Genomic DNA, 22,277 nt, shown 5'->3' with positions numbered 1-22,277 from the left:
GTAATTTTTTGTTTTATTTGAGAATTAAAATCAAATTACCAAATAATCCACTGAAATCAATATGGAACAGGAAATTACACCAAGGCAAGTAGGACTCAAATATGGGCTTATTACAGGTTTAGGATATGTAGCATATTCATTAGTACTTTTTCTTACTCACGCTTACACCAATAACTCATTAGGTTGGTTAAGCAATCTAATACTGATAGCAGGTTTAGTATTTGCTTGCAGAGAGTTTAGGGCAGGCTTCTATAATACTATGACGCTCAAGCAGGGTATATCAGTAGGTTTTTGGGTAGTACTACTTTCCACCATCATCTCTGCTATATTTACTTATATCTACATTGAATTTGACAAAGAACTGCTTGAGGCAATGAGAGAGCAAGCCATGTTTGACTTGGAAAAGCAAAAACTTCCAGAGGAGCAGTTGGAGCAGGCAATGAAGATGATGGACTGGTTTTTAAGTCCTGAGTTTTTGGCAGGTAGTACCTTGATTGGTGGCATCATCGTCGGAATGATTGTAGCGGTAATAGTGGCTGCAGTAATGAAAAAAGACCCCGAGAACTTTTAATTTTATCATCAAAAATAGAATACTTACCTTTGTAGCTAAACTTTTCAAGTATGTTTACTTGAAAAGTTTAGTTTTTTTATAATCAATGATTTATGGATAAAAAAATTGATGTTTCTATAGTCATTCCTGTTTACGAAGAGGAGGAGTCTTTACCCGAGCTTTGCCATTGGATACAAACAGTGATGGACAAAATAATGGAAACTAATGCGGATTGGCAGTATGAAGTTATTATGATAGATGATGGAAGTGAGGACAATTCTTGGGAAGTCATCAATCAGTTGGCAGAGAGAAATCCATCGCTCAAAGGCATCAAGTTCAATAGAAATTACGGAAAATCTGCCGCTTTGGACACAGGTTTCAGAGCAGCACAGGGCGAAGTAGTGATTACTATGGACGCAGACCTCCAAGACAGCCCTGATGAGGTGCCTGAACTGTACAGAATGATAAAAGAAGAAAAATTCCACTTGGTTTCGGGCTGGAAAAAGAAAAGGCATGACCCTCTTAACAAGACTATTCCGAGTAAGATTTTCAATGGAGTTACGCGACTTCTTACAGGAATTCCTTTAAATGACTTTAATTGTGGACTCAAAGCCTATCAAAGCAAGGTAGTGAAAAGCATAGAAGTCTATGGGGAAATGCACCGCTATATTCCTGTCATAGCCAAGTGGAGTGGGTTTAAAAAAATAGGAGAAAAAGTAGTGGAGCATCGTCCGAGAAAATATGGCGTAACAAAGTATGGTTTAAAACGCTTTATTACAGGTTTTTTAGATTTACTTTCTATTATTTTTGTAGGCAAGTTCCGTAAGCAGCCCATGCACTTTTTTGGCTTCTTGGGAATGCTCTCTTGGCTCATAGGTGGACTTATTACAGTCTGGTTGCTTATAGAAAAGCAGATAAAACTCTATATTTATAACATTCCTTTCAAAGAAATCAGAGATATAGTCGACCAGCCTCTGTTTTTCATTGCTTTGACTGCCGTTATTATCGGTATGCAACTTTTCTTAGCGGGTTTCATAGGAGAGTTAGTGGCTCTCAATGCTCCTCAAAGAAATGATTATTTGATAGCAGAAAAAGTGAATATAGAATAATTTTTCCTTATCTTGTTTCACAAATTTCTATGTAGTAACCGTCTGGGTCTTGTAGAAAAATTTGCCACACACCGTCAGGTCTTTGTTTGGGGGCTTGATAGCGTACTTCTTTGGCAAGAAGAAATTCCTCTGCCTCTTGGATAGAACTGACAGATAGAGCAAAGTGGTTTCCTCTGCTATGGGCATTTACTTCCGCTTTCCTCCCTGCAATCAGGTGAAGTTCTTGGTCTTTACCAAGGCTAAACCAAGCCCCTGCAAAGTCAAAAGCAGGACGAGGTAGCGTAGGCAATTCTAAAATATGTTGATAAAAGAAAATGCTCTTTTCTAAATCTACCACATGCAAGGCAATGTGATTAAGTGCTAAGAATTTCATACGATAAAGTAGGTTTTTATTTTAAAATTAAATAGCTTTAAGCCAATTTTTATTAAGATTACCTCAAACTTAGTCTTGCTTATGAAAAAAACAATACTTTACTCATTTTTTTGCTTGCTTTTAGCAAGTAATGTATTTGCACAAGTGCCTTCGCCAGCTCCCGCTCAGAAAATGCCTATCCTTATTCAAGGAGCAACCATTCATATAGGCAATGGGCAAGTGATTGAAAAAGGCGACATTCGGATAGAAAACGGGAAAATTACCTATGTAGGGGCTTCGCAAGCAGTAAGTACTACTGACGCAGAAGTCATTAGGGCTGAGGGCAAGCATGTTTATCCGGGACTTATCCTGCTAAATACCTCCTTAGGCTTAGTAGAAATTGCGGCTATACCTGCTACGGTAGATGACGATGAAACAGGCAATCTCAATCCTCATGTAAGGTCTATCATTGCCTATAATACTGATTCTGAGATGATTTATCCTACTCGCTCTAATGGGATACTTTTTGCTCAGGTAACTCCGCAAGGCAGCTTTGTCAAAGGTTCTTCTTCCGTAGTACACTTAGACGCTTGGAATTGGGAAGATGCCGCCGTAAAAACTGATGTAGGTATTCATATCAATTGGATTTCCATGTACCAGCGACCTAACTTCTTTTTAGGGGAAACTGCTTTTAGAAAAAATGAAAGACGCAAAGAGCAGTTGCAGCAAGCAGATAAGTTCATGAAAGATGCTTTTGCTTATAGCCAAATAGCTAACCCTAACCCCATTAACTTACGTTTTGAAGCAATGAAAGGACTTTTTGACGGAAGTAAAAAGTTGTTCATTCATGTCGATAATGCTAAAGAAATCATGGAAGCAGTTGAGTTTGCCCAAGAAAATAAGGTAAAAAATATCGTTGTTGTGGGCGGTACAGAAAGCTACATGATTACTGATTTTCTCAAAAATAATAATGTGGCAGTTATTTTAAACCATACTTTTAACTTGCCTTCTTATAACGATGACGATGTGGATTTGCCCTATAAACTGCCTTATTTGCTTCACAAAGCAGGTGTAAGCTATGCTATTGGTTATGAGGAAAACCATACAAGAGCGCGCAACTTACCTTTCGCGGCAGGTGTAGCCGCAGGCTATGGACTGACTAAGGAAGAAGCACTCATGAGTATCACACTCAACGCTGCCAAAATTTTAGGGGTAGAAAAGCAAATAGGTTCTTTGGAAGTAGGCAAAGACGGTTCTTTGGTGATTTGTGAAGGCGACATTTTAGATATGCGCACCAGCAATATAACCCACGCTTTGATTCAAGGAAGAAAACTGAACTTAGATGATAGGCATAAGCGTTTATACAAGAAATTCAAAGACAAATACGAAAATAATAAGTAGATTTTTGTAAATTTGCACTTGTTTTTTGTATTCGTTTTAAAAGTAGCCTAATTTGTGATTGTTATATGTTCAGTATTGGAGATAAAGTCGTTTGTGTTGATGCAGATTTCTCTATGTATCCTCAACTTTTAGAGGTTTATCGCGAATTACCTAAATTGCATCAGGTATATACCATTCGTGCTAAGCAATTTATTCAAGGTCATGGGTATAGAGTTCTCTTGGAAGAAATTGAGAATCCTCCCGTTTACATAGACTTGGTAAAGGGAAAAGTGGAGCCGGGCTTTAATGCTTCTCGCTTTGCATTACTTTCTGACCCTATCAAAGTCGGGGCTGAGGAATTAGAAGAAGTATATGCTTAGGTAACGCCTTTGTATAAGACTTGTAAGGTCTAAATTTACTTATAAACAAAAAACTCTTGAATTACTTTATTCAAGAGTTTTTTTTTGCATAATCTTGGATTGGAGGTCTCGAGCGGATTCGAACCGCTGTAGAAGGTTTTGCAGACCTCTGCCTAGCCACTCGGCCACGAGACCTTTTTGTTTTGGACTGCAAAGTTAGGCAAATATTCTAATACTACAAATGTTTTTAGGGTTTTTCTTATGCCCAAACTTTTGTGCCTTCGGTGCAGTTCTTACAAATTTCTATTTCCGAGCGAGATTTTAAAAGCATTTTTCTGAAATTTTTGTAGGCTGCTCCTTGCCATATTGCTTTAAAACTCAGATGCTCCACTTGCCCAAGTTGGTAATGAGCATCTTTGTCAAAGCAACAGGGAACTACTGCCCCATTCCAAGTAATAACGCAAGAGTGCCACATTCGCCAACAAGAATTTGCCATGCTACTTTTAATGACATATTTTCCGTCTTTTGTTTGTTGGTAGCGAGCGTACTGGGGCAGAGTGGGAATAAGCGGCGAGCCATGCTCATAGTCATAGATTTGGGCAGTTTTGAGTTTTACCTCATCTACCCCTAACTCTTTGCCTAACTGCTGTACTTCGTTGATTTGGTGCTCATTAGGTCTAACTACTAAAAATTGGAAAATAACATAAGGCGTCTTAGAACGCAATTTTTTCTTCCAAGCGATGATATTTTTTGTCCCTTCTATCACTTTGGAAAGTTTCCCACCTACCCGATAGGCTTCATAAGTTTCTTGCGTTGTGCCATCAATCGAGATAATGAGTCTGTCCAAACCTGAAAGAATCGTTTTTTTGGCATTTTCCTCATTCAAAAAATGAGCATTGGTAGAAGTTGCCGTATAGATTCCTCTTTCTGTGGCATATCTGACCAATTCCGTAAAACGAGGGTGTAGGTATGGCTCGCCTTGGAAATAAAAAGTCAAATAAATCAAGGTATCTTGGAGTTCGTCTATAACTTTTTTAAACAAATCTTCTTGCAACATTCCGGTTGGGCGGGTAAAAGACCGCAAACCACTTGGACATTCGGGACAGCGAAGGTTGCAAGAAGTAGTAGGCTCTATAGCTAAACTTATAGGTAAACCTTTGAGATTCGGTTTTTTTAACATTTTTGAATACCAATAAGAAGCCAATATTTGAAAAGCATTGAGGCTTTTTTTGAAAGTGAGTTTTGAAAACAAGTTGAAAGCATCGTATATTTTAAAAAGCATTAGCGTAAAATTTTATCAAAATTATTATACTTTTTTGAGGAACTGTCAGAATCATTTTTCGTATATTTGGTAATAAAGCTAAAATCTCTTAACTACCCATTCCTCCATGCTAATTACCGATAAAAATGTGCCAATCCAAATCGCCTCCAAGCCGTTTGCAAGTGGGGGCGAGGGAGAAGTATATAACATTACTTCCCCAAAAAATTTTTCTAAGCAAATTGTTAAAATTTTTAAGCCCTCTAAACGCACCGCAGAACGAGAGGCAAAAATACAATATATGCTCGCTCACCCCCCAGCTTACCTAAGTAATGCAAGCAACGCCATAGTTTGGGTAAAAGATTTGGTGTATGAGGAAGGAAAGTTTGTCGGCTATACCATGAATATGGCTTACGGGGTAAAGTTAGAATATTTGTGTGGGAGCAAGGTGGCTAAAAGCATAGGGAAGGATTTTCAAAAATATGATTTTAAGTACAAAGAAGCCTATTTTTGGCGATTAAAATTGGCTTTTAACTTGGCAGTAGCGGTAGTCCAACTCCACAAAACGGGTAAGTATGTCATGGTAGATTTAAAACCTGATAACGTAATAGTGCAGGCGAACGGAAAAATTGCTTTGATAGACATGGACTCTATTGAAATAGTTGAGAATGAAAAAGTTTTGTACCCTGCCTCTGCCCATACACCTGAGTTTTCTCCTTCCGAGAGCCTGAAAATAGACAAGGATTTAATCCCTGAGAGTTGGGACAGGTTTAGCTTGGCAGTAAATATTTACAAACTTCTTTTTGGCATTCACCCTTTTACGGGTACTTGTAAGCCACCTTACGAAAATTGTAACAATGTAGAGCAGTTGATTCAGCACGGCTTGTTTCCGTTTACTAAAAGCGAGCATTTTGAAGTGGTACCACCTCCGCATAAAAGATTCTTGCAGAGCGACTTAGAAATCCAGCTCTTATTTAGAAAATGTTTTGATACCAATACTAAGCCAGAGGACAGACCTACAGCTATGGATTGGTGCGAAGCCTTATTGCCTTATGCTCGCATGGTTTTGAATGCTCCCAAAATAGAAGAAGAAAAACCTAAGAAAAAGCTGATTATTGTTAAAGAAAAAGTTGATAAACAAGTAGATAAGAAGAAAAGTTGGATTACATTTTCTCGGAAAAAGCATAAAAGACAACTGCCTTTTCAAGGTAGGAAAGTTTCTTGGTGGAAAAAATTTGTGCAAATCCAAGAACGTATTACTCCTGAGTTCATCATGCTGTTTTTGCTTTTTGCAGGCGGTTTGATAGGTACTTCGGCAACTTACATTTCTCAGAAAATCCAAGAAATACGAGAGGTAGAAAACCAAAGGCAGTATGAGATTTTTGTGAAAAAAGCTATTCATTTCTTAGAAAAAGACGATGCGGAAAGTGCTATCTCCTCTTTTGCCTATGCACTGAGATACAAACCCAAAGACAGATTTGCCGATGGGAAATTGCGAATTTTAAAAAAGCAAAAGTTCCTGAAAGTTGGGGAAAAACTCTTTTCAGAAAGAAAATATGTAGAGGCGGTTAGTCAGTACGACTATGCCCTCCAAGAAATTCCCTATGATAGCTTAACTTTGGCAAGGCGAGCCGATGCCGTATTTGCCCATGCCGTAGAAAGCGGGGAAATAGCCTCTTATTTTGATATAAAACTCAAAATCAAAAAGTTACCTAATTATCTTTATGCCAACTGTGCCAATGAGCTATTTATCTCTGCTCATGATTTAGGGCATCACTTCCAACCAAGCTATGAGGTAGAGGGAGCAGAACTCATAGAAAAAGCACAAAAAGGAAGAGTTACGCTTATTCCCCGCGCTGAGAAAGTAACTTTTAAGTTAAAAAACAGAGGAATGATAGTAGAGGTAATTGATTTTGAGGTAGTACAGCCTCCTCTTCCCAAGATTAATATTACCCCGTTTTGGAAAGACAAGTTTGAAAGTCCTTTTCTAAGCATCAGTGCAGCTCCTCATACTAATTTTTCCGCCTACTACAATGCCGATGCCGCTTATAAAGTTAGCAAGTGGAAATTTTCTATTCTTAGAGAAGATAAGACACTCTATACCAAAATTTTTACCAATCCTACCGTCAATTCCTACGAATTTAAAACTTTGTATGGAAACGAACAGGATAGAGCATTGGACAAGTGGCAAATAGACATCTTAGAGGTAGTTCGCCGCAATTACAAAGGCAAATATGAGCCTGTTCCACTGGCGAATACTAAGACCAAATTTGTCTATAATCAGTATTTTGAGGAAATTTGGTGAAAGTTAAAACAACTCATATCAAAGTCAAACAAAAGAGGCTACTTGAAAAAGTTAGCCTCTTTTGTTTATGAATTTAGTAGTTAAAATCAGCTTAATATCATTTTTACACTTCTTTCAACAGTCTTTCTTTCAACATTTTAAACTCATCTTCGGTGATGATGCCTTGCTGGCGAAGCTCTGAAAGTTCTTTCAAACGCCTTACTATCTCATCGTTAGGCGAGGAGGTACTGTTAGTAGCAGATTTAGGAGGTTGCTCGGAGGTAGTAGTTTTGCTTTCGTCTTTGACCTCCTCAAAGGGAACTTCCTCGCTGTTGTCTTTTTTCTTTTGCAAGTCCTCTACAAATGCCTTGCCTCTTTCAAATTGCTTTTTATAGAAATCTACAAATTTATCTACTTCGAAATTGGTGAAATCGCCTCCATTTTCAAAATGCTCTATGAAAACCTGCCCTACTGCATAAGTAGATGCTCCTGATAAAACCGCCACACTGATTCCCCCAATCACAGTGCCTATGCCCGGAATAAACTTTATCGCATCAGCCCCAAAGCGAGAAATAACGCTACCTGAAAGGGTAGAAATCCAAGATTTGAGATTTGCCTCTGAGGATTTCATTTCGTAAACCTCTCCTATTTTTTTAATCATATCTACTTGGATAGCAGTAACAGCGACCATATCTGCGATAGGAATAGGAATAAAACCTGCTCCTATTGTCCAAAGTACGCTATTCTGTACGATTTTATCTGCTTTGGCTCTTTTATTTTGATTAATTTCATTGGCTATATCTTCAAATTTTTCTTTGATTTTGCCAAAAATGTAGTCTATCATGTTGGAGTTATGAGTTATTGTAATAAATTTAAAATGATTTTTTGTTAAGTCAATCCTTTTGCTATTTTTTTAATCTACAAAAGTTTCTTTAATAACAGCTTTTACTTGTTCTGTCGTTTCCTCATCTAAATTGCCAATTGCTTTCGTTACTCGACTCTTGTCTATGGTGCGAATTTGGTCTATGACTATCCAATTTTTCTGCCCGTCTAAGTTAAAACTTACTCTTGTCGGATAGTTTTTTGATTGTGAAGTAATTGGACAAACAATAATAGTTGCTAAGTGCTTATTCATCTCATTGGGAGAAACAATTAGGCAAGGACGTTTCTTCTTAATTTCGCTACCTATTGTTGGGTCTAAATTGACAACAACAATTTCATACTGTAAATAAGTCATCATTACTTAGTCCCAATTCTCGTCCTCAAAAACACTGTCTATCAATAATTTATCATCACCGTTTTGGTGCATTTCTGCAAATGCTTCTTCCCAATTTTTTCGCGGCTCGGCAATCGCTTTTAAAACAATATGGTCATTTTCTAAAATAAGCTCAACCTTATCAGTGATATGATATTTCTCTAATAAGGTCTTACTAAGGCGAATACCTTTTGAATTACCAATTTGTACTACTGAAACTTGCATAGTCATCGAGATTTAGATGTTTTTGTAATTACAACGTATTTACTGCCATCTTAGTTTCAACTCCTTACTCTTTTCCTTTGATAAGGAAATTTATCAGACTTAATTCCATATCCAAAATATATGTAAGCCAGTCAATAAAACGCAGATTTAATCTATAAAATCTACCTTTCAAACATTTGCTAATAAATAATTTTTTTGAAAGAAGCCCATTAGTTAAACGAAGATAGTTGAAAATAGGTGCAAAATTTTTTCTAAGATTTTATTTTTTCTTGCTTCCATCTGCCAATAGGTCTATGACTGCCTTAGTCATGGTTTTTACTCCTGTTTTGATGCTTGGCTCTGGCAAGGGTGCGTATAAGGAAGAGTGCAACGGTGGCAGTTGCAAACCTGTAGCTTGGCTCTCATTGTATTTTTCCTGTGCCACTGTACCTAACCAATACAGGCATACAGGAATCGGTGGTTCTACCTTACCTAATTCTCCAAAATCTTCTGCCGCCATGACGGGAGGAACTTTCTCTACATTATTTTCACCAATAGCACTTTTCAAAGATTTCACTACTTTTTCCGTTAGTTCAGGATTGTTGTATAGGGCAAAGCCTGTTTCGTTCTCTATTTCTACTTTGGGGAACTTACTTTCAGGCAAGCCTGCGGCTATAGCCAACCCCTTACATATTTGTTTAATGCTTTCAATGGTATTTTGGCGTACTTTTTCAGAATAAGAGCGAAGTGTAAGCTGTAACTTGACTTCGTTAGGAATAATATTGTGTTTGCTCCCTCCATGAATCGAACCAACGGTAACTACACAAGGCTCAAGCGGGGAAGTTTGGCGACTTACAATGGTCTGTATCTGGGTAATCAGGTAAGCAGAAAGGACTATGGGGTCTTTGGTAGTATGCGGATACGCTCCATGTCCTCCCTCACCATAGACAGTGATATTGACGGAGTTCACATTTGCTAAAGCATATTCAGGACAGTAACCTACCTTTCCCGCAGGCAGAGAAGCACTTGCGTGCAAGCCAAGTATATAATCGGGGCGCGGGAAGCGTGTATAAAGACCGTCTTTGAGCATGGCATAAGCCCCTTGTACTTTCTCCTCCGCAGGCTGTCCTATGAACACAATTGTTCCTTTCCACTGATTTTTGAGCTGGCTCATGGCTCTGGCAGTACCGATTAGCACGCTTATGTGTATATCATGCCCGCAAGCGTGCATAGCGGGCTGGTCTGTACCTTTGTCGTCTTTGGTCGTGATTTTACTTGCATAGGGCAAGCCCGTTTCCTCTTTGATAGGTAAGCCGTCCATGTCCGCTCTGACCAAGATGGTTTTTCCTTCTCCATTTTTTAGTACACCTACTACCCCATAGCCTCCTACGTTTTCAGTTACCTCAAAGCCTGCCTCTCTCAATTCTTTAGCTACTCTGGCAGAGGTATTTTTCTCCATGTTGGATAGTTCAGGATTGGCGTGTAGGTACTTATAAAGTTCATCTAAACGTGGATATTCCTTCTCTGCGATGACTGAGATTTGCGAGGAAATATCTTTTTGGGCGAAGTTTGGGGAAAAGACACTCAGCAAGATGATACAAATCAGGCTCGGTATTTTCATAGAAATTGCAATTTGAAAATTATGTTTAAGATTAAAATATGGGTGATATTTTCAGATGTATGATAAATAATCTTTTCTTATAAAATTCTTAGTTCTATAACGGCTACAAATTCACCAATAGAATTTAATTCATGTATTCATAACAGTTATGTAACCTAATCATGTAATAAGAAATGCTATCATATTTTAGAGAAAATTACAAAGTTTTTAGTATAAAAATCAAGTAATGATAAAGTTATTTCATAAGTACTGATGATTTGAGCATAAAATAGTGATATTTATCATTGTTCTGTCTATGTAGGAAAGGTTATCTTTGCATGTAAAGAATAGTATAGAGGGCAACAAGTAATGCTAACATACTGTTGCGAGATATTATTAACAGCAACAAAGCGTTATATCTTTAACACTATCAACATTATTACACCTTTATTAAATGTCCTTTTTAAGTATGTGTAATCAAATTCTAAACTATTTTGAATGAAGTATATTACTAACAAAAATAGCCTTCTCTTAATGTTGTTTTTGGCAGGGACTTTATTAGTAGGAGATGTGCTACTTACGCTTATTATACTTTGGCTACACTACCAAGGTTTTTTTGTGGATTACTTACCCCATATTTCTCTGGTAAGCAACATTTTAACTTTCATACTTATTAGTTTTGCTGTAGGGCGACTTTTTAAACACTTTCGCAACAATGCCAAGCAGTTGCATGCTTTGGATAGAAAGCAACAAGAAGCTGCTTGGCAAACAGAAGGCATTACGCAAGTAATGGATATTTTGCACGAGCATGATGAGAATTTAACTGATTTAGGCAGTAAGCTTACTAAATTTTTGTGCGGTTATGCAGGCATGACAGCAGTAGGGTTCTTTGTTACTACCGAATCCAAAGAAGAATTAGAATTAATTACTTCTTTAGGTTTTGACTTGTCTTTCCCCCAACGTATCAGTGTAAGGCAAGGTTTATACGGGCATATTCTTCACAAAGAGCAAGCCCTCGTTATCCAAAATATTCAAGAAACAACACAAGAAAAATATTTAGTCAAGTCTGCCTTTTTGAATATCCAGCCTCAGAATGTGGTGATTTTGCCTTTATACTTTAACCATAAATTAGCTGGAGTAGTTGAGGGTGTATTTATAGAAAAAATGGCTGATTATCAATTAGCATTTTTAGAAAAAATTGCTGAGAGCATTGCGGCTACCATCATAGAAATAAAACAAAACCAAGAAAACTCACGGCTACTCGCTGAATCGCAAATGCTTACAGAAAACCTTAGAGCCCAAGAAGAAGAACTGCGTCAGAATTTTGAGGAGATTCGGGCTGTGCAAGAACAACTTAAAGAGAAAATGGAACAGACTGAACTTATCAAAAATGAATTAGCCGCAAGAGATAAAGTACTCAATATTGCTGCTTTAGTAACAGAATCAGATATTTTTGGAAATATTACCTATGCCAATGAGAAATTTTGTGAGGTGTCTCAATATAGTATAGAAGAATGTATAGGCAAACCACATAATATTATTAGACACCCTGATACGCCCAAAGAGCTTTTCCGAGAAATGTGGCAGACCATTAAAGCAGGAAAAGTTTTTCATGCTACCTTTAAAAATAAACGCAAAGATGGTAGTGCTTACTGGGTAGAAACCAACATTGCGCCCGTTTTAGATGCGAATGGAAGAGTGACCCGATATATTGGGGTAAGGTTTGATGTTACTGAACGCATGGAGTATTTGGAGAGAGTAGAACATTTATTGGCAGAGTCAGAAGAAAAAACAGAGCAGTTGCAAGTACAAGGTGAGGCTTTACAAAAGCAAATGAAAGAAAATGAAAAGATAAAAAATGAACTTGCCGCAAGAATTAATGTGCTTAATCAATCTGCTATCGTTACAGAAGCAGACCTTTACGGAACTATTATTTATGCCAACAGACGCTTCTGCGAAACTTCAAAATACTCTTTAGAAGAGTGTATAGGCAAACCGCACAGTATCGTCAGACACCCTGATACCCCCAAAGAAGTCTTCCAAGAAATGTGGAAAACTATAAAAAATGGAGGTACTTTCAAGGGAATACTTAAAAATAGAGCCAAAGATGGGAATGCCTATTGGGTAGATACTACTATTGCTCCTATTTTAGATGAAAAAGGCTTACCTATCAAGTACATCAGCGTGCGTTTTGATATTACTGAGCAAGTACGCCAAGCTAAGCAAATAGAACAGTTGCTTTTTGAATCTTTAGAAATAAATAAGGCTTTAAAAATAAAAGAAACTGAACTAACTCGAATTAATGCAGAACTACTCACGACGCAGACACAACTTAAAGAAGCTAATGAGGGTTTGGAGGAGAAAGTACTGCTACGTACACAAGAAATTTCTTTACAAAAAGCAGAGATAGAACACAAAAAAAATGAGATAGAAAGTAGTATTCGCTATGCAAAACGTATCCAAGAAGCTATGCTCCCAACTCCTGAGGAACTTGAGGAGTTAATGCTGGACTATTTTATTTTTTACCAGCCTCGCGATATAGTAAGCGGAGATTTTTACTGGGTCGCAGAAAGCGGAGAATACTCTGTGGACTATCTTAACACGCACAAAGATTTTGAAAACAAAAAGAGATATTGCTTTTTTGCAGTAGCAGACTGCACAGGTCATGGTGTACCAGGTGCCTTTATGAGTATGATTGGTATTAGCAAACTCAATCAAATAGTTAAAGAGCAAGAAATTATTAACACAGGAGATATTTTGCGAATACTTAACGAAGAGGTGCATACCGCAATGAGTAAGTACGGACAACACTCTCAAACCCTTCGCGATGGCATGGACATTAGCCTTTGTTGTTTAGACCGAGAAAAGCAAATACTGTATTTCTCTGGAGCTATCCATCCTCTTGTGTATATACAAGAAAACCAACTACACCTTATTAAAGGAGATAAAAGACCTATTGGAGGAGGCTTTATGGCATACAAAAACCAGATTTTTTCTGTACATCAAATCAATTTGGACAAGCCTACTACCATTTACCTGTACTCAGACGGTTTTCAAGACCAATTTGGCGGTAACGAAGGTAGAAAATTTATGTCTAAACAATTCAGAGAATTACTTTTCCAAATTCACCATCTCTCTGCTCAAGAGCAGCATAGCACCTTAGAAAAAGTACTAAGAGGTTGGTTAAATGAAAAATATAAGCAAATAGATGATATTTTAGTAATGGGGTTGAGTATATAAAATGATAGGAAAAGTTACTCTCTCTCTCTTAGCTTCAAAATAGCTGACACAATTTTGTCAACAGAGTTCTTGCAAAAGTGCCTATTTTCCCTCTCAGAAGGAGAGGGGCAGGGGTGAAGCGATAAAAAAACACTTTCGCAAGAAGTCTAATAAATAAATCACGTTAAACCTAAAAAAGCAGCCCAACAGGTTTACAGATAGAAGTTTATTTTCTAAAATTCTCCTTGATAAATACATACAAAATATAACACTTTAATTTTCATACTCAAACAAATATTTTTTAACTTGCACTTGAACTGCTTTGTTATCAAAATATTATTTAGTAAATTGATTATGACTGACCTTGCTCTTTTCTTTGGACGCTTCCACCCTACCTTTCTGCACCTGCCTATTGGCATGGTACTAATAGCTTTCTTCATGGAGATTTTCTCCCGCTTTAAGCCTTTTAGGTATTTAAGTACCTCAGTCAATTTTGTACTTTTCTTTGGTTCATTGACCGCAGTTATTACCGCTACCATGGGCTACTTTTTAGCACAAGAGGGAGGGTACAATGAAGAATTACTCCTTGTTCACCAATGGTTTGGCATAGGCACGGCAGTAATGACCCTGCTCTTATGGCTGCTAAGGTGGCGTATTACCAACAGAGGTAATTTGACTTTTTCTAAGGCATACCTTTTTCTCTGGTTTATCTTATTAGCTACTTTAACTTTGGCAGGGCATTATGGCGGTTCGCTTACACATGGAGAAAATTACTTAACCGAATATATGCCTGCTCCCCTCAAGCAGTTAGTAGGCATCAGCGATGTAAAGAAAAAAAGAGTAAAACCTACCGACATGAAGGAAGCAGTTGTTTTCGAGGATGTAATTCTGCCTATTTTAGAAAAAAAATGCGTGAGTTGTCATAATGTAGAGAAGAAAAAAGGGGATTTGATTTTGGCTGATGCTGAGCATTTTCTCAAAGGAGGTGAGCATGGAGCGATTTTCAAAGCAGGAAATGCCAAAGAAAGCGGTATTTACATCGCTGTTACCTTGCCAAGAACCGATGAGTATGCTATGCCTCCAGAGGGCAAAGAGCCAATGACAGAAGAAGAAACCAAACTATTGGCTTGGTGGATAGATGAAGGAGCAGACTTCAATAAAAAAGTTCGTGAACTGAAAATTACGGAAGAAGTAGCCAGCATTTTAAAAGTTGGTAAAGACAATCTCGCTAAAGCAAGTATTGCAGATGTACTTCCTAACTTAAAGGCAAGTCCCGCCGAGAGTACGGTCATAGAGTCACTTAGAAAACTAAAAATAGACATTAACCCTATTGCCCACAATTCACCATTTTTGCAAGTAAAAATCAGCCAAGATATAAGCGATGCTCAGTTAGAGGCTTTACAAAAAATAGCCGAGCAAACCACTTGGCTGGACTTGAAAAGAACTAATATAACAGATAATCAGTTAAGTAAGCTCTCTAATTTTAAAAACTTAACCGAGTTGCGCTTAGAACTTACCAATATCTCTGATGAAGGGCTAAAACATTTAGCATCGCTAACTAATCTCCAATACCTCAATCTGTACGGCACAAAAGTAAGTGATGTAGGTTTAAAATCTTTGGAAAAACTACCTTACTTGAGAAGTCTTTATCTTTGGCAGACTGCTGTAACTCACGCTGGCGTAGCTGATTTGCAAAAAGCCAAACCTTTGCTCAAAATAGATACAGGAATGGACAAAGCTACTTTGGATAGTTTGATTACTAAAAAGTTGTAAGTAGCCTTGCTGATATAAAATTGTACTGTCATTACTTATGCAAAATACATATATCCCTCTGGCAGAGCGACTTAGACCTCAAACCTTAGATGACTTCATAGGGCAAAAGCATTTGGTTGGGCAAAGTGGAGTCATCAGAAAAATGCTTGCTAATCAGAAAATCAGTTCTATGATTTTTTGGGGACAAGCTGGCGTAGGCAAAACCACTTTGGCTATGCTGATTGCCAAGACCTTAGCCAAACCTTTTTTTACTTTGAGTGCCATTAGCTCAGGCGTAAAAGAAGTGAGAGAAGTCATAGAAAAAGCACATTCTCAGGCAGCTACTATCCTTTTTATAGATGAAATTCATCGCTTTAATAAATCCCAACAAGATGCCCTGCTTGGTGCAGTGGAAAAAGGCATCATTACCCTCATAGGAGCGACTACGGAAAATCCTTCTTTCGAGGTCAATTCCGCCTTGCTTTCTCGTTGTCATGTGTATCGTCTGTATCCATTAGAAACCAATGACTTAAACCAGCTTTTAAGCAATGCTATTAAGTTTTTGGAAAGAGAGCATATTCATCAACAGAGAAAAATCTTACTGAAAGAAACCGAAGCCCTGCTTAGACTCTCGGGAGGCGATGGACGCAAATTGCTCAATATTTTAGAAACAGCAGTAAACTTTGCCTTTGAAAATTCTACTGACGAGAATATTGTTTTGACTGATGAACTTGTGCAACAAGCAGTTCAACAAAAAACAGTCTTGTACGACAAAAGTGGCGAGCAGCACTACGACATTATCTCTGCTTTCATCAAATCTATGCGTGGAAGCGACCCCAATGCCTCAGTATATTGGCTGGCGCGCATGATAGAAGGTGGCGAAGACCCTCTTTTTATTGCCCGCAGAATGCTTATCTTGGCTTCGGAAGACATTGGGAATGCTAATCCTACCGCTTTGGCGTTGGCGACCAACTGTTTTCAAGCTGTATCTTATGTAGGGTATCCAGAAGCACGAATTATTCTTTCTCAAACCGCTATCTATTTGGCAAACTCTCCCAAAAGCAATACCAGCTACGTAGCTATAGAGAAAGCCCTCGAGGTAGTAAGGCAGACAGGCGATTTGCCCGTTCCTATGCACCTCCGAAATGCCCCTACCAAACTCATGAAAAATGAAGGATATGGCAAAGGGTATCAGTATGCACACGACTATCCTCTAAACTTTGCCCTGCAAGAGTATTTACCTGAGAAAATGGCAGGAACAAAACTCTACGAACCTGCTAATAACCCAAGAGAAAATGAAATGAGAGCAAGACTTAAACAACTTTGGAAAGAAAAGTATGGGTATTAAAAAAGTAAGAGAGATTGACTATTTGTTCAGAAAAAAATGTAACTTTGACTTAAATGACTAAAAGTTTATGCTGACAAAAATTAAAGAAAAGACTTATACAGAAGCAGATTTTGCTAAGTTTATCGAGAAAATCACTGAACAGAAAGTGGAGTTTGCAGACGGGCAGTTTATCCCTGTTCATGGGACAAAGCCCCTCCCTGCTGACCTTGTAGATTATATTTTGAGTGATGATTTTGATGAAAAAGAACTAACCTTCCCTTTCCCTATGGCAACCGAAAAACATGATATTATCATAGAAAATACCAACGGCAGAATGTTTCTCTATGCCTTGCAAAATAAAAAATTTCATATCTTTGCACAAGGCACAATGGTTTATATTCCTCTGAATGGCAAAACTCGCATTCCTGATGTAATAGTAGTCGATAAAAGCAATAATCGCAGAGATGAACTGCATCGTGTGCTTACACCAGTGGTAGTGGTAGAGGTGTTGTCAAAATCTACACAATCTAAGGATAAGAACGAAAAATTAGACGAGTACCAAAGCATAGATAGCTTACAATCTTATATCCTGATTTCCCAAGACCAGCCGCTCGTAGTAGCTTACTCTCGCCTAAGTGAAAATCTTTGGCAGCAAGAAATTTTAAAAGGTTTAGATAAATTACTCTCTATTCAAAGCATTGGTTTCCAAGTAAGTTTAAAGGAAATTTATGAGGGTGTAGAGTTTAGTGAAAGCGAATAAGAGCCAGCATAAAAATTTACTTGATTTTATAAACTGCCAAGAACTTATACAGCAAATCCTGCCCATCCAATCGTTCACTTTCATCTACGTAATTAACTCACTTTAACAGTGTTAAGTCTTCTTAAACACTTCTTTATTTCCAAGCATTTGCCTTAGTTTTGTAGAAAATTGAAAATTTAGGGCTAATTGCCCTCTCCATATAAGTATGCTACTAACAAATCAAAAATTAAGGAATTTATTAGCCTTGATTGTATCGACCTTTTGTATTTTTACTTACTTGGCTTTAGAACAGCAAGCACTTGCCCAGTCCAATATCGTCAAGACGGATAGTTTTTACATTAAAGATGTATTGATAGAATGTCATCAAAAGACGATAGACCGCATCATTCTGCGAGAAATGGCATACAAGAAGGGGGATAGAATTGCTAAGGCTAATATAGACTCGGTTTTGCAAAAAGAAGCCAATAAAATATTCAATACAAGGCTATTCGTGGTGGTAGATGTGTACCCGATTCCTGTAAAAGGAGATACCATCAACCTTTTAGTAAGTTTGGTAGAGCGGTGGTATCTATACCCTATTCCTATTTTTGAGCTGGCAGACCGTAATTTCAATGAATGGTGGAAACAACGCAATCGGGATATGAGCAGGGTAAACTATGGACTTAGGCTTACCCAAGAAAATGTAAGAGGGAGAAATGAAACCTTGAAGCTGTTGGTGCAGTTGGGTTTTGTGGAAAGATACGGCATAGAATACAAAATTCCCTATATCAATCGCGACCAAACCACAGGGCTTGTTTTTAAAATAGATTTTGCTCAAAATAAAAATTTGGCATACCGCACCGATGATAACAAACTTTCCTTCCTGCGAAGTGAAGATGTTTTACGAGAAAGATTTTGGACTTCTTTGGGCTTTTCAAAAAGAAAAGCATTTTACAATACGCATCATTTCATTGCAGGCTTTGATTATCAGTCTATTAGTGATAGTATTTATGCGCTTAATCCAGATTATTTGAATAACCAAGGACGAAGTCAGCGATATTTCTATCTCAATTACATTTTTAACCATGATAGTCGCGACATGGCTACCTATCCGCTCAATGGTTCTTATCTAAATTTTTCGGTGGCTCAGAAAGGATTAAGTAATTTTGACGACTTGCATCAGTTTGAAATAAAGTTTGTTGGGGCAAAATTTTTTCATCTTAGCAAATCTACAGCTTCCATGCCTTTGTTTTTTGCTACAAGTGTAAGAGGTTTTATTTCCTTCCCTTCTTATCGTCCTTACAGTGAGTTGCAAGGTTTTGGTTATAGAGGAGATTTTGTAAGAGGATATGAGCTATATGTAGTTGATGGGCAACATTTTGGTATCTGGAAAAATACTTTGCGCTGGCGACTTTTTTCTATAAGAGCAAACCTAAGAAAATTTATGCCTTTGGAGCAGTTCAGTACCTTACCCATAGCCGCCTATCTGAAAACCTATTCAGATGTGGGTTACATTAAAAATGACTTTGTAGCAGAAAGTAACAAAAGACTAACTAATACTATGCTCTGGGGCAAGGGAATAGGTTTGGACGTATTGATTTACAACAGTTTACTTTGGAGATTTGAGTATTCTCGCAATAGGCAAGGCGAGTGGGGATTCTTCTTTGGCTTTGAAGCAGATTTTTAATTGTTTGTTACTCTTTTACTAACATCTTAAACCCTACACTGTGTATATTCTCAATGCTGATACGCGGGTCATTTTTGAGGTATTTACGAAGGCGAGAAATAAAAACGTCCAGACTTCTACCTATGAAATAATCATCATCGCCCCAAATATTCATCAGAATCTCATCTCTACGCAGCACTTTTCCTGAATTTTGGCAAAAATAGTTCAATATATCTGCTTCTCGCTGGGTAAGTTGTTGTTTTTCTTGACCATGAATAAGCGTAAGATTAGCATAATCAAAAATATAATTACCAAGGTAAAAAGTAGTATTGTGGTTTTTTTCACTTGAAATAACTTTACTTCGCTTTAAGAAAACTTCTATTTTCAGCACTAACTCTTCTATACTAAAAGGCTTAGTAATGTAGTCATCTGCCCCAATTCTAAGTCCTGTAAGTTTGTCTTCTTTCAAGGATTTGGCAGTAAGAAATAAGATAGGTACATCTTGATTAACTGCACGTATCTGTTTTGCTAAATTAAATCCATCTAATTTAGGCAACATCACATCTAAAATACATATATCAAAACTGTCTTTTTGGAAGGTTTCCCAAGCAATTTGTCCATTTTCACAGTGAACTACCTCATAGCCTTGTAACTCTAAATTATCTTTGGTTACAAAACCCAGACTTAGGTCATCCTCAGCAAAAAGTATTTTTATTCTGTTGGTTTGCATTTTTTAAAACAATATCATTGTCAAAAATGTAGATTCTTTTGCAAGTATATTTGTTTTGTCGTTATTTACTTTACAAAATTATATTTTTTCCAAACAATCTTCGATAAGTTAGGCTTATGAGGCAGGCTTGTTATTTAAAGTTCTTCTTTTTTATTTTACTAATTGCACTACTTTTTACTTCCTGTCAAGATGCAGAAACAGTAAAGTTGCAAGTATATATTTCAGAAGGGCAGAGGCTTTACGAGCAGAAGTGTGCGAACTGCCACCAAAGAGATGGCACAGGACTGCGCAAACTGATTCCTCCTTTGGCAGGGGCGGATTATCTAATAAAATACAAAAATAGCTTAGCTTGCATTGTTAAGTACGGACTAACAGGCGAAATAGAGGTCAATGGACAAAAATACAACCTTTCAATGCCTGCCAACGAAGGACTCTCAGACCGACATATTGCCCAAATTCTTACTTATATCAACAGTAAGTGGGCAGGTAGCCAAGAAAGAGTGAAAGACGAGGAGGTCAAAGAAAGACTTAGACAATGCCAATGAACCTTGTTATTTCTTTGTAATCCACCCATTGGCATCTATTTGAATAGGAACTTCTGGAAAATCCAACTTAGTAAGATTCCTAATAATATCAATAACTCTTTTTTCTTTATCAAGAGCTACCCCCCCTGGATGTGGTTGGTAGATAGGGGTAATATGGGCTTTGAAAAACTTACCTTGTGTGTCAGTAAAAACCTTGACAATAGGAGCTAAGCCACTTACTCCTTTGAGGTTAAACTGCTTGTAAGTACAGAAATTACCTAAGCTATACGCAATGAATCGGTCTTTATATATCTCCACAGCACGAGTAACGTGAGGACCGTGTCCAAAAACAATGTCTGCTCCTGCATCAATCATTTGGTGAGCAAACTCATAGACATTGCCTCTGTTCTCCCCAAAAAAAGTTTCTGTTTTACGAGTAACTCTTTGATGATTCGTGCCTTCTGCTCCCCCATGAAAAGAAACTATCACAATATCAGCTTGTTGAGTAAGTTGCTTGACTAAGCTAATGGCATTGGGGAGGTCATTGATATTCACCGTGCCGTTGTTAGGAGCAAAGGCAACCATGCCAAATTTTATTCCATTTTTCTCAAAAACTACGGTAGGGCAAGAGGTTAGCCCTGCATAGTACAAGCCTTTTTCTTTTAATACCTTTACTGCATTTCTTTTTCCTTCCTCTCCAAAATCGCCTACGTGATTATTAGCAATGCTGAGTACATCAAATCCCGCAGTTACCAAGTTATCTATCAGATACTCAGACATTCTAAAAGCATAGCAAATATTTGGATTAGAGCATTTTTTGATTGTCCCACCGCTATTAAGGATAGTCCCTTCTAAGTTTCCAAAAGTAACTGTGGCGTTTCGCAAAATATCATTGACTTCGGCTAACAAATCTTTTCCTTGATTAGCAGGAAGATAGGCTTCCGAAGGATAATTAGAGCCGAGCATAATGTCGCCTACACCTATGACTGTAACTGTATCTACCTGGGCAAAGCCTTGAAAATGAAGATGTAAAAATGTAAAAAAGGCGAGTATTATTTTTCTCATCTTATTAAGTTTTAAATGAGTAGTTTCAAATTTGATTTCTCCCAAAAGTAATAGCTTTATTTATTTGACGCAAATTTTAGACATTGGTGATATTTTTTTAACTTTTGTATAGAGATATTTTCTTTGGACACAAGACTTTCAATTAGTCAATAAAATTGCTAAATTTGTAAAAGACAATGCCAATACATATGGAAATAAACACAAAAAAGTTTTATGAAAAAGTAGATTTAGAAAAACTCATCAAAGGGAAAAACTACCTTTTGCTCAGTGAGCAAGCAATTCTTTTTTGGCATGAAAAAGAGCAAAGCTATGTAGTGGGCAAGATAGACCCCAAAAAACGCTACACACAAGCAGACTATGAGCAACTTCCTGAAAATGCTCCTTATCAACTCATTAACTATCAACTCGTTTATATGCCTTCACCATTTAACAAACACCAAGAAGTTTCAGGAGAACTTCATTTTCTTATTAAAGCATATATAAAAAATGCTAAATTGGGAGGCAGACTTTTATATGCTCCTGCTGATGTATATTTTGATGAGGGCAATGTCTATCAGCCAGATTTATTTTTTGTTTCAGAGCAAAGAAAACACATCGTTACGGATAAATACACATACGGTGCGCCTGATTTAGTGATAGAAATTCTTTCAGAAAGTACTATGCACCAAGATTATGAAGAAAAAATGAAAGTTTACGGCAACTATGGAGTAATAGAGTATTGGATAGTGAATGTAGAAAAAGCAAGTATAGAGATTTATCACAATGAAAACGGTGTAATGCAATTAGCCGAGCAAGTAGCAAAAGGCAGCCCTATTCAAAGTAAGGTCATAGAAGGTTTAGTAATAAATACAGGAGAAATTTTTTAATTTGGCTTTGCATTTAAGCGTAATTATATGGAAATAAG

At 37.4% G+C, this 22,277-nt stretch carries 20 protein-coding genes and 1 tRNA gene; 12 read left to right on the top strand and 9 right to left on the bottom strand.

Features of this window, described 5'->3' with window-relative positions; translation table 11 throughout:
• The first annotated feature begins 61 nt into the window (after positions 1 to 61).
• Entirely contained in the window at positions 62 to 571 is a 510-nt protein-coding gene (locus tag BM141_RS06510) for a DUF4199 domain-containing protein (protein WP_091542076.1), read from the top strand.
• Between the two features lie 92 nt (positions 572 to 663).
• Positions 664 to 1,659 (top strand): glycosyltransferase family 2 protein, encoded by a 996-nt coding sequence (locus tag BM141_RS06505; RefSeq protein WP_091542073.1) that lies wholly within the window; start codon positions 664 to 666, stop codon positions 1,657 to 1,659.
• A 7-nt stretch (positions 1,660 to 1,666) separates the two neighbouring features.
• On the opposite strand, the gene BM141_RS06500 is transcribed toward BM141_RS06505, so the two are convergent.
• A complete protein-coding gene (locus tag BM141_RS06500) occupies positions 1,667 to 2,032 on the bottom strand; it encodes a VOC family protein (RefSeq protein WP_091542071.1) in 366 nt (121 codons plus the stop codon).
• Positions 2,033 to 2,113: 81 nt separating this feature from the next.
• Between BM141_RS06500 and BM141_RS06495 the strand changes: the two genes are divergently transcribed.
• Both BM141_RS06495 and BM141_RS06490 read left to right on the top strand, forming a co-directional pair.
• Positions 2,114 to 3,412, top strand: a complete 1,299-nt coding sequence (locus BM141_RS06495; protein WP_091542068.1) for an amidohydrolase family protein — start codon at positions 2,114 to 2,116, stop codon at positions 3,410 to 3,412.
• Positions 3,413 to 3,477: 65 nt separating this feature from the next.
• A complete protein-coding gene (locus tag BM141_RS06490; protein WP_091542065.1) occupies positions 3,478 to 3,771 on the top strand; it encodes a hypothetical protein in 294 nt (97 codons plus the stop codon).
• Positions 3,772 to 3,871: 100 nt separating this feature from the next.
• On the opposite strand, the gene BM141_RS06485 is transcribed toward BM141_RS06490, so the two are convergent.
• Positions 3,872 to 3,945 (bottom strand) — tRNA-Cys (locus BM141_RS06485).
• A gap of 64 nt (positions 3,946 to 4,009) precedes the next feature.
• Positions 4,010 to 5,032: an SPASM domain-containing protein gene (locus tag BM141_RS06480; protein ID WP_091542062.1), complete on the bottom strand. Its 1,023-nt coding sequence runs from the start codon at positions 5,030 to 5,032 to the stop codon at positions 4,010 to 4,012.
• 106 nt (positions 5,033 to 5,138) lie between these two features.
• Here BM141_RS06480 and BM141_RS06475 point away from each other — a divergent pair, with 106 nt between their 5' ends.
• Positions 5,139 to 7,313 (top strand): protein kinase domain-containing protein, encoded by a 2,175-nt coding sequence (locus tag BM141_RS06475; protein WP_091542059.1) that lies wholly within the window; start codon positions 5,139 to 5,141, stop codon positions 7,311 to 7,313.
• Between the two features lie 103 nt (positions 7,314 to 7,416).
• Here the strand turns inward: BM141_RS06475 and BM141_RS06470 are convergent, their stop codons facing one another.
• The 4 genes from BM141_RS06470 to BM141_RS06455 all read right to left on the bottom strand — a co-directional run bounded on the left by BM141_RS06470 (position 7,417) and on the right by BM141_RS06455 (position 10,372).
• Complete coding sequence (locus BM141_RS06470; protein WP_091542058.1) at positions 7,417 to 8,136, bottom strand: DUF697 domain-containing protein; 720 nt, start codon at positions 8,134 to 8,136, stop codon at positions 7,417 to 7,419.
• A gap of 69 nt (positions 8,137 to 8,205) precedes the next feature.
• Positions 8,206 to 8,532, bottom strand: a complete 327-nt coding sequence (locus BM141_RS06465) for a type II toxin-antitoxin system PemK/MazF family toxin (protein ID WP_317039435.1) — start codon at positions 8,530 to 8,532, stop codon at positions 8,206 to 8,208.
• Between the two features lie 3 nt (positions 8,533 to 8,535).
• A complete protein-coding gene (locus tag BM141_RS06460) occupies positions 8,536 to 8,772 on the bottom strand; it encodes an AbrB/MazE/SpoVT family DNA-binding domain-containing protein (protein ID WP_091542337.1) in 237 nt (78 codons plus the stop codon).
• 259 nt (positions 8,773 to 9,031) lie between these two features.
• On the bottom strand, positions 9,032 to 10,372 hold the full coding sequence (locus BM141_RS06455; protein ID WP_091542055.1) for a M20 metallopeptidase family protein: 1,341 nt from the start codon (positions 10,370 to 10,372) through the stop codon (positions 9,032 to 9,034).
• A 477-nt stretch (positions 10,373 to 10,849) separates the two neighbouring features.
• On the opposite strand from BM141_RS06455, the gene BM141_RS06450 reads away from it, so the two are divergent.
• From BM141_RS06450 to BM141_RS06430, 5 genes are all read left to right on the top strand, one after another.
• Positions 10,850 to 13,591, top strand: coding sequence for a PAS domain-containing protein (locus tag BM141_RS06450; protein ID WP_091542052.1), 2,742 nt, complete (start codon positions 10,850 to 10,852; stop codon positions 13,589 to 13,591).
• 333 nt (positions 13,592 to 13,924) lie between these two features.
• On the top strand, positions 13,925 to 15,343 hold the full coding sequence (locus tag BM141_RS06445; protein WP_091542049.1) for a DUF2231 domain-containing protein: 1,419 nt from the start codon (positions 13,925 to 13,927) through the stop codon (positions 15,341 to 15,343).
• Positions 15,344 to 15,380: 37 nt separating this feature from the next.
• Complete coding sequence (locus tag BM141_RS06440) at positions 15,381 to 16,670, top strand: replication-associated recombination protein A (RefSeq protein ID WP_091542046.1); 1,290 nt, start codon at positions 15,381 to 15,383, stop codon at positions 16,668 to 16,670.
• A gap of 67 nt (positions 16,671 to 16,737) precedes the next feature.
• A complete protein-coding gene (locus BM141_RS06435) occupies positions 16,738 to 17,409 on the top strand; it encodes a Uma2 family endonuclease (RefSeq protein ID WP_091542044.1) in 672 nt (223 codons plus the stop codon).
• Positions 17,410 to 17,614: 205 nt separating this feature from the next.
• A complete protein-coding gene (locus BM141_RS06430) occupies positions 17,615 to 19,075 on the top strand; it encodes a BamA/TamA family outer membrane protein (RefSeq protein WP_091542041.1) in 1,461 nt (486 codons plus the stop codon).
• Between the two features lie 7 nt (positions 19,076 to 19,082).
• Here BM141_RS06430 and BM141_RS06425 read toward each other — a convergent pair whose 3' ends face one another.
• The gene (locus BM141_RS06425; RefSeq protein WP_091542038.1) at positions 19,083 to 19,784 is read right to left on the bottom strand and encodes a response regulator transcription factor; all 702 of its coding nucleotides are present in this window, start codon (positions 19,782 to 19,784) and stop codon (positions 19,083 to 19,085) included.
• 116 nt (positions 19,785 to 19,900) lie between these two features.
• Here BM141_RS06425 and BM141_RS06420 point away from each other — a divergent pair, with 116 nt between their 5' ends.
• Positions 19,901 to 20,329, top strand: coding sequence for a c-type cytochrome (locus BM141_RS06420; RefSeq protein WP_091542035.1), 429 nt, complete (start codon positions 19,901 to 19,903; stop codon positions 20,327 to 20,329).
• 6 nt (positions 20,330 to 20,335) lie between these two features.
• Here the strand turns inward: BM141_RS06420 and BM141_RS06415 are convergent, their stop codons facing one another.
• On the bottom strand, positions 20,336 to 21,373 hold the full coding sequence (locus tag BM141_RS06415) for a CapA family protein (RefSeq protein WP_091542334.1): 1,038 nt from the start codon (positions 21,371 to 21,373) through the stop codon (positions 20,336 to 20,338).
• A 188-nt stretch (positions 21,374 to 21,561) separates the two neighbouring features.
• Here BM141_RS06415 and BM141_RS06410 point away from each other — a divergent pair, with 188 nt between their 5' ends.
• The gene (locus BM141_RS06410; protein ID WP_177217288.1) at positions 21,562 to 22,239 is read left to right on the top strand and encodes a Uma2 family endonuclease; all 678 of its coding nucleotides are present in this window, start codon (positions 21,562 to 21,564) and stop codon (positions 22,237 to 22,239) included.
• The last annotated feature ends 38 nt before the right edge of the window (positions 22,240 to 22,277 follow it).

Source organism: Thermoflexibacter ruber, assembly GCF_900113045.1.
GTDB lineage: Bacteria > Bacteroidota > Bacteroidia > Cytophagales > Thermoflexibacteraceae > Thermoflexibacter > Thermoflexibacter ruber.
This window is presented reverse-complemented; position numbering and strand designations above follow the sequence as displayed.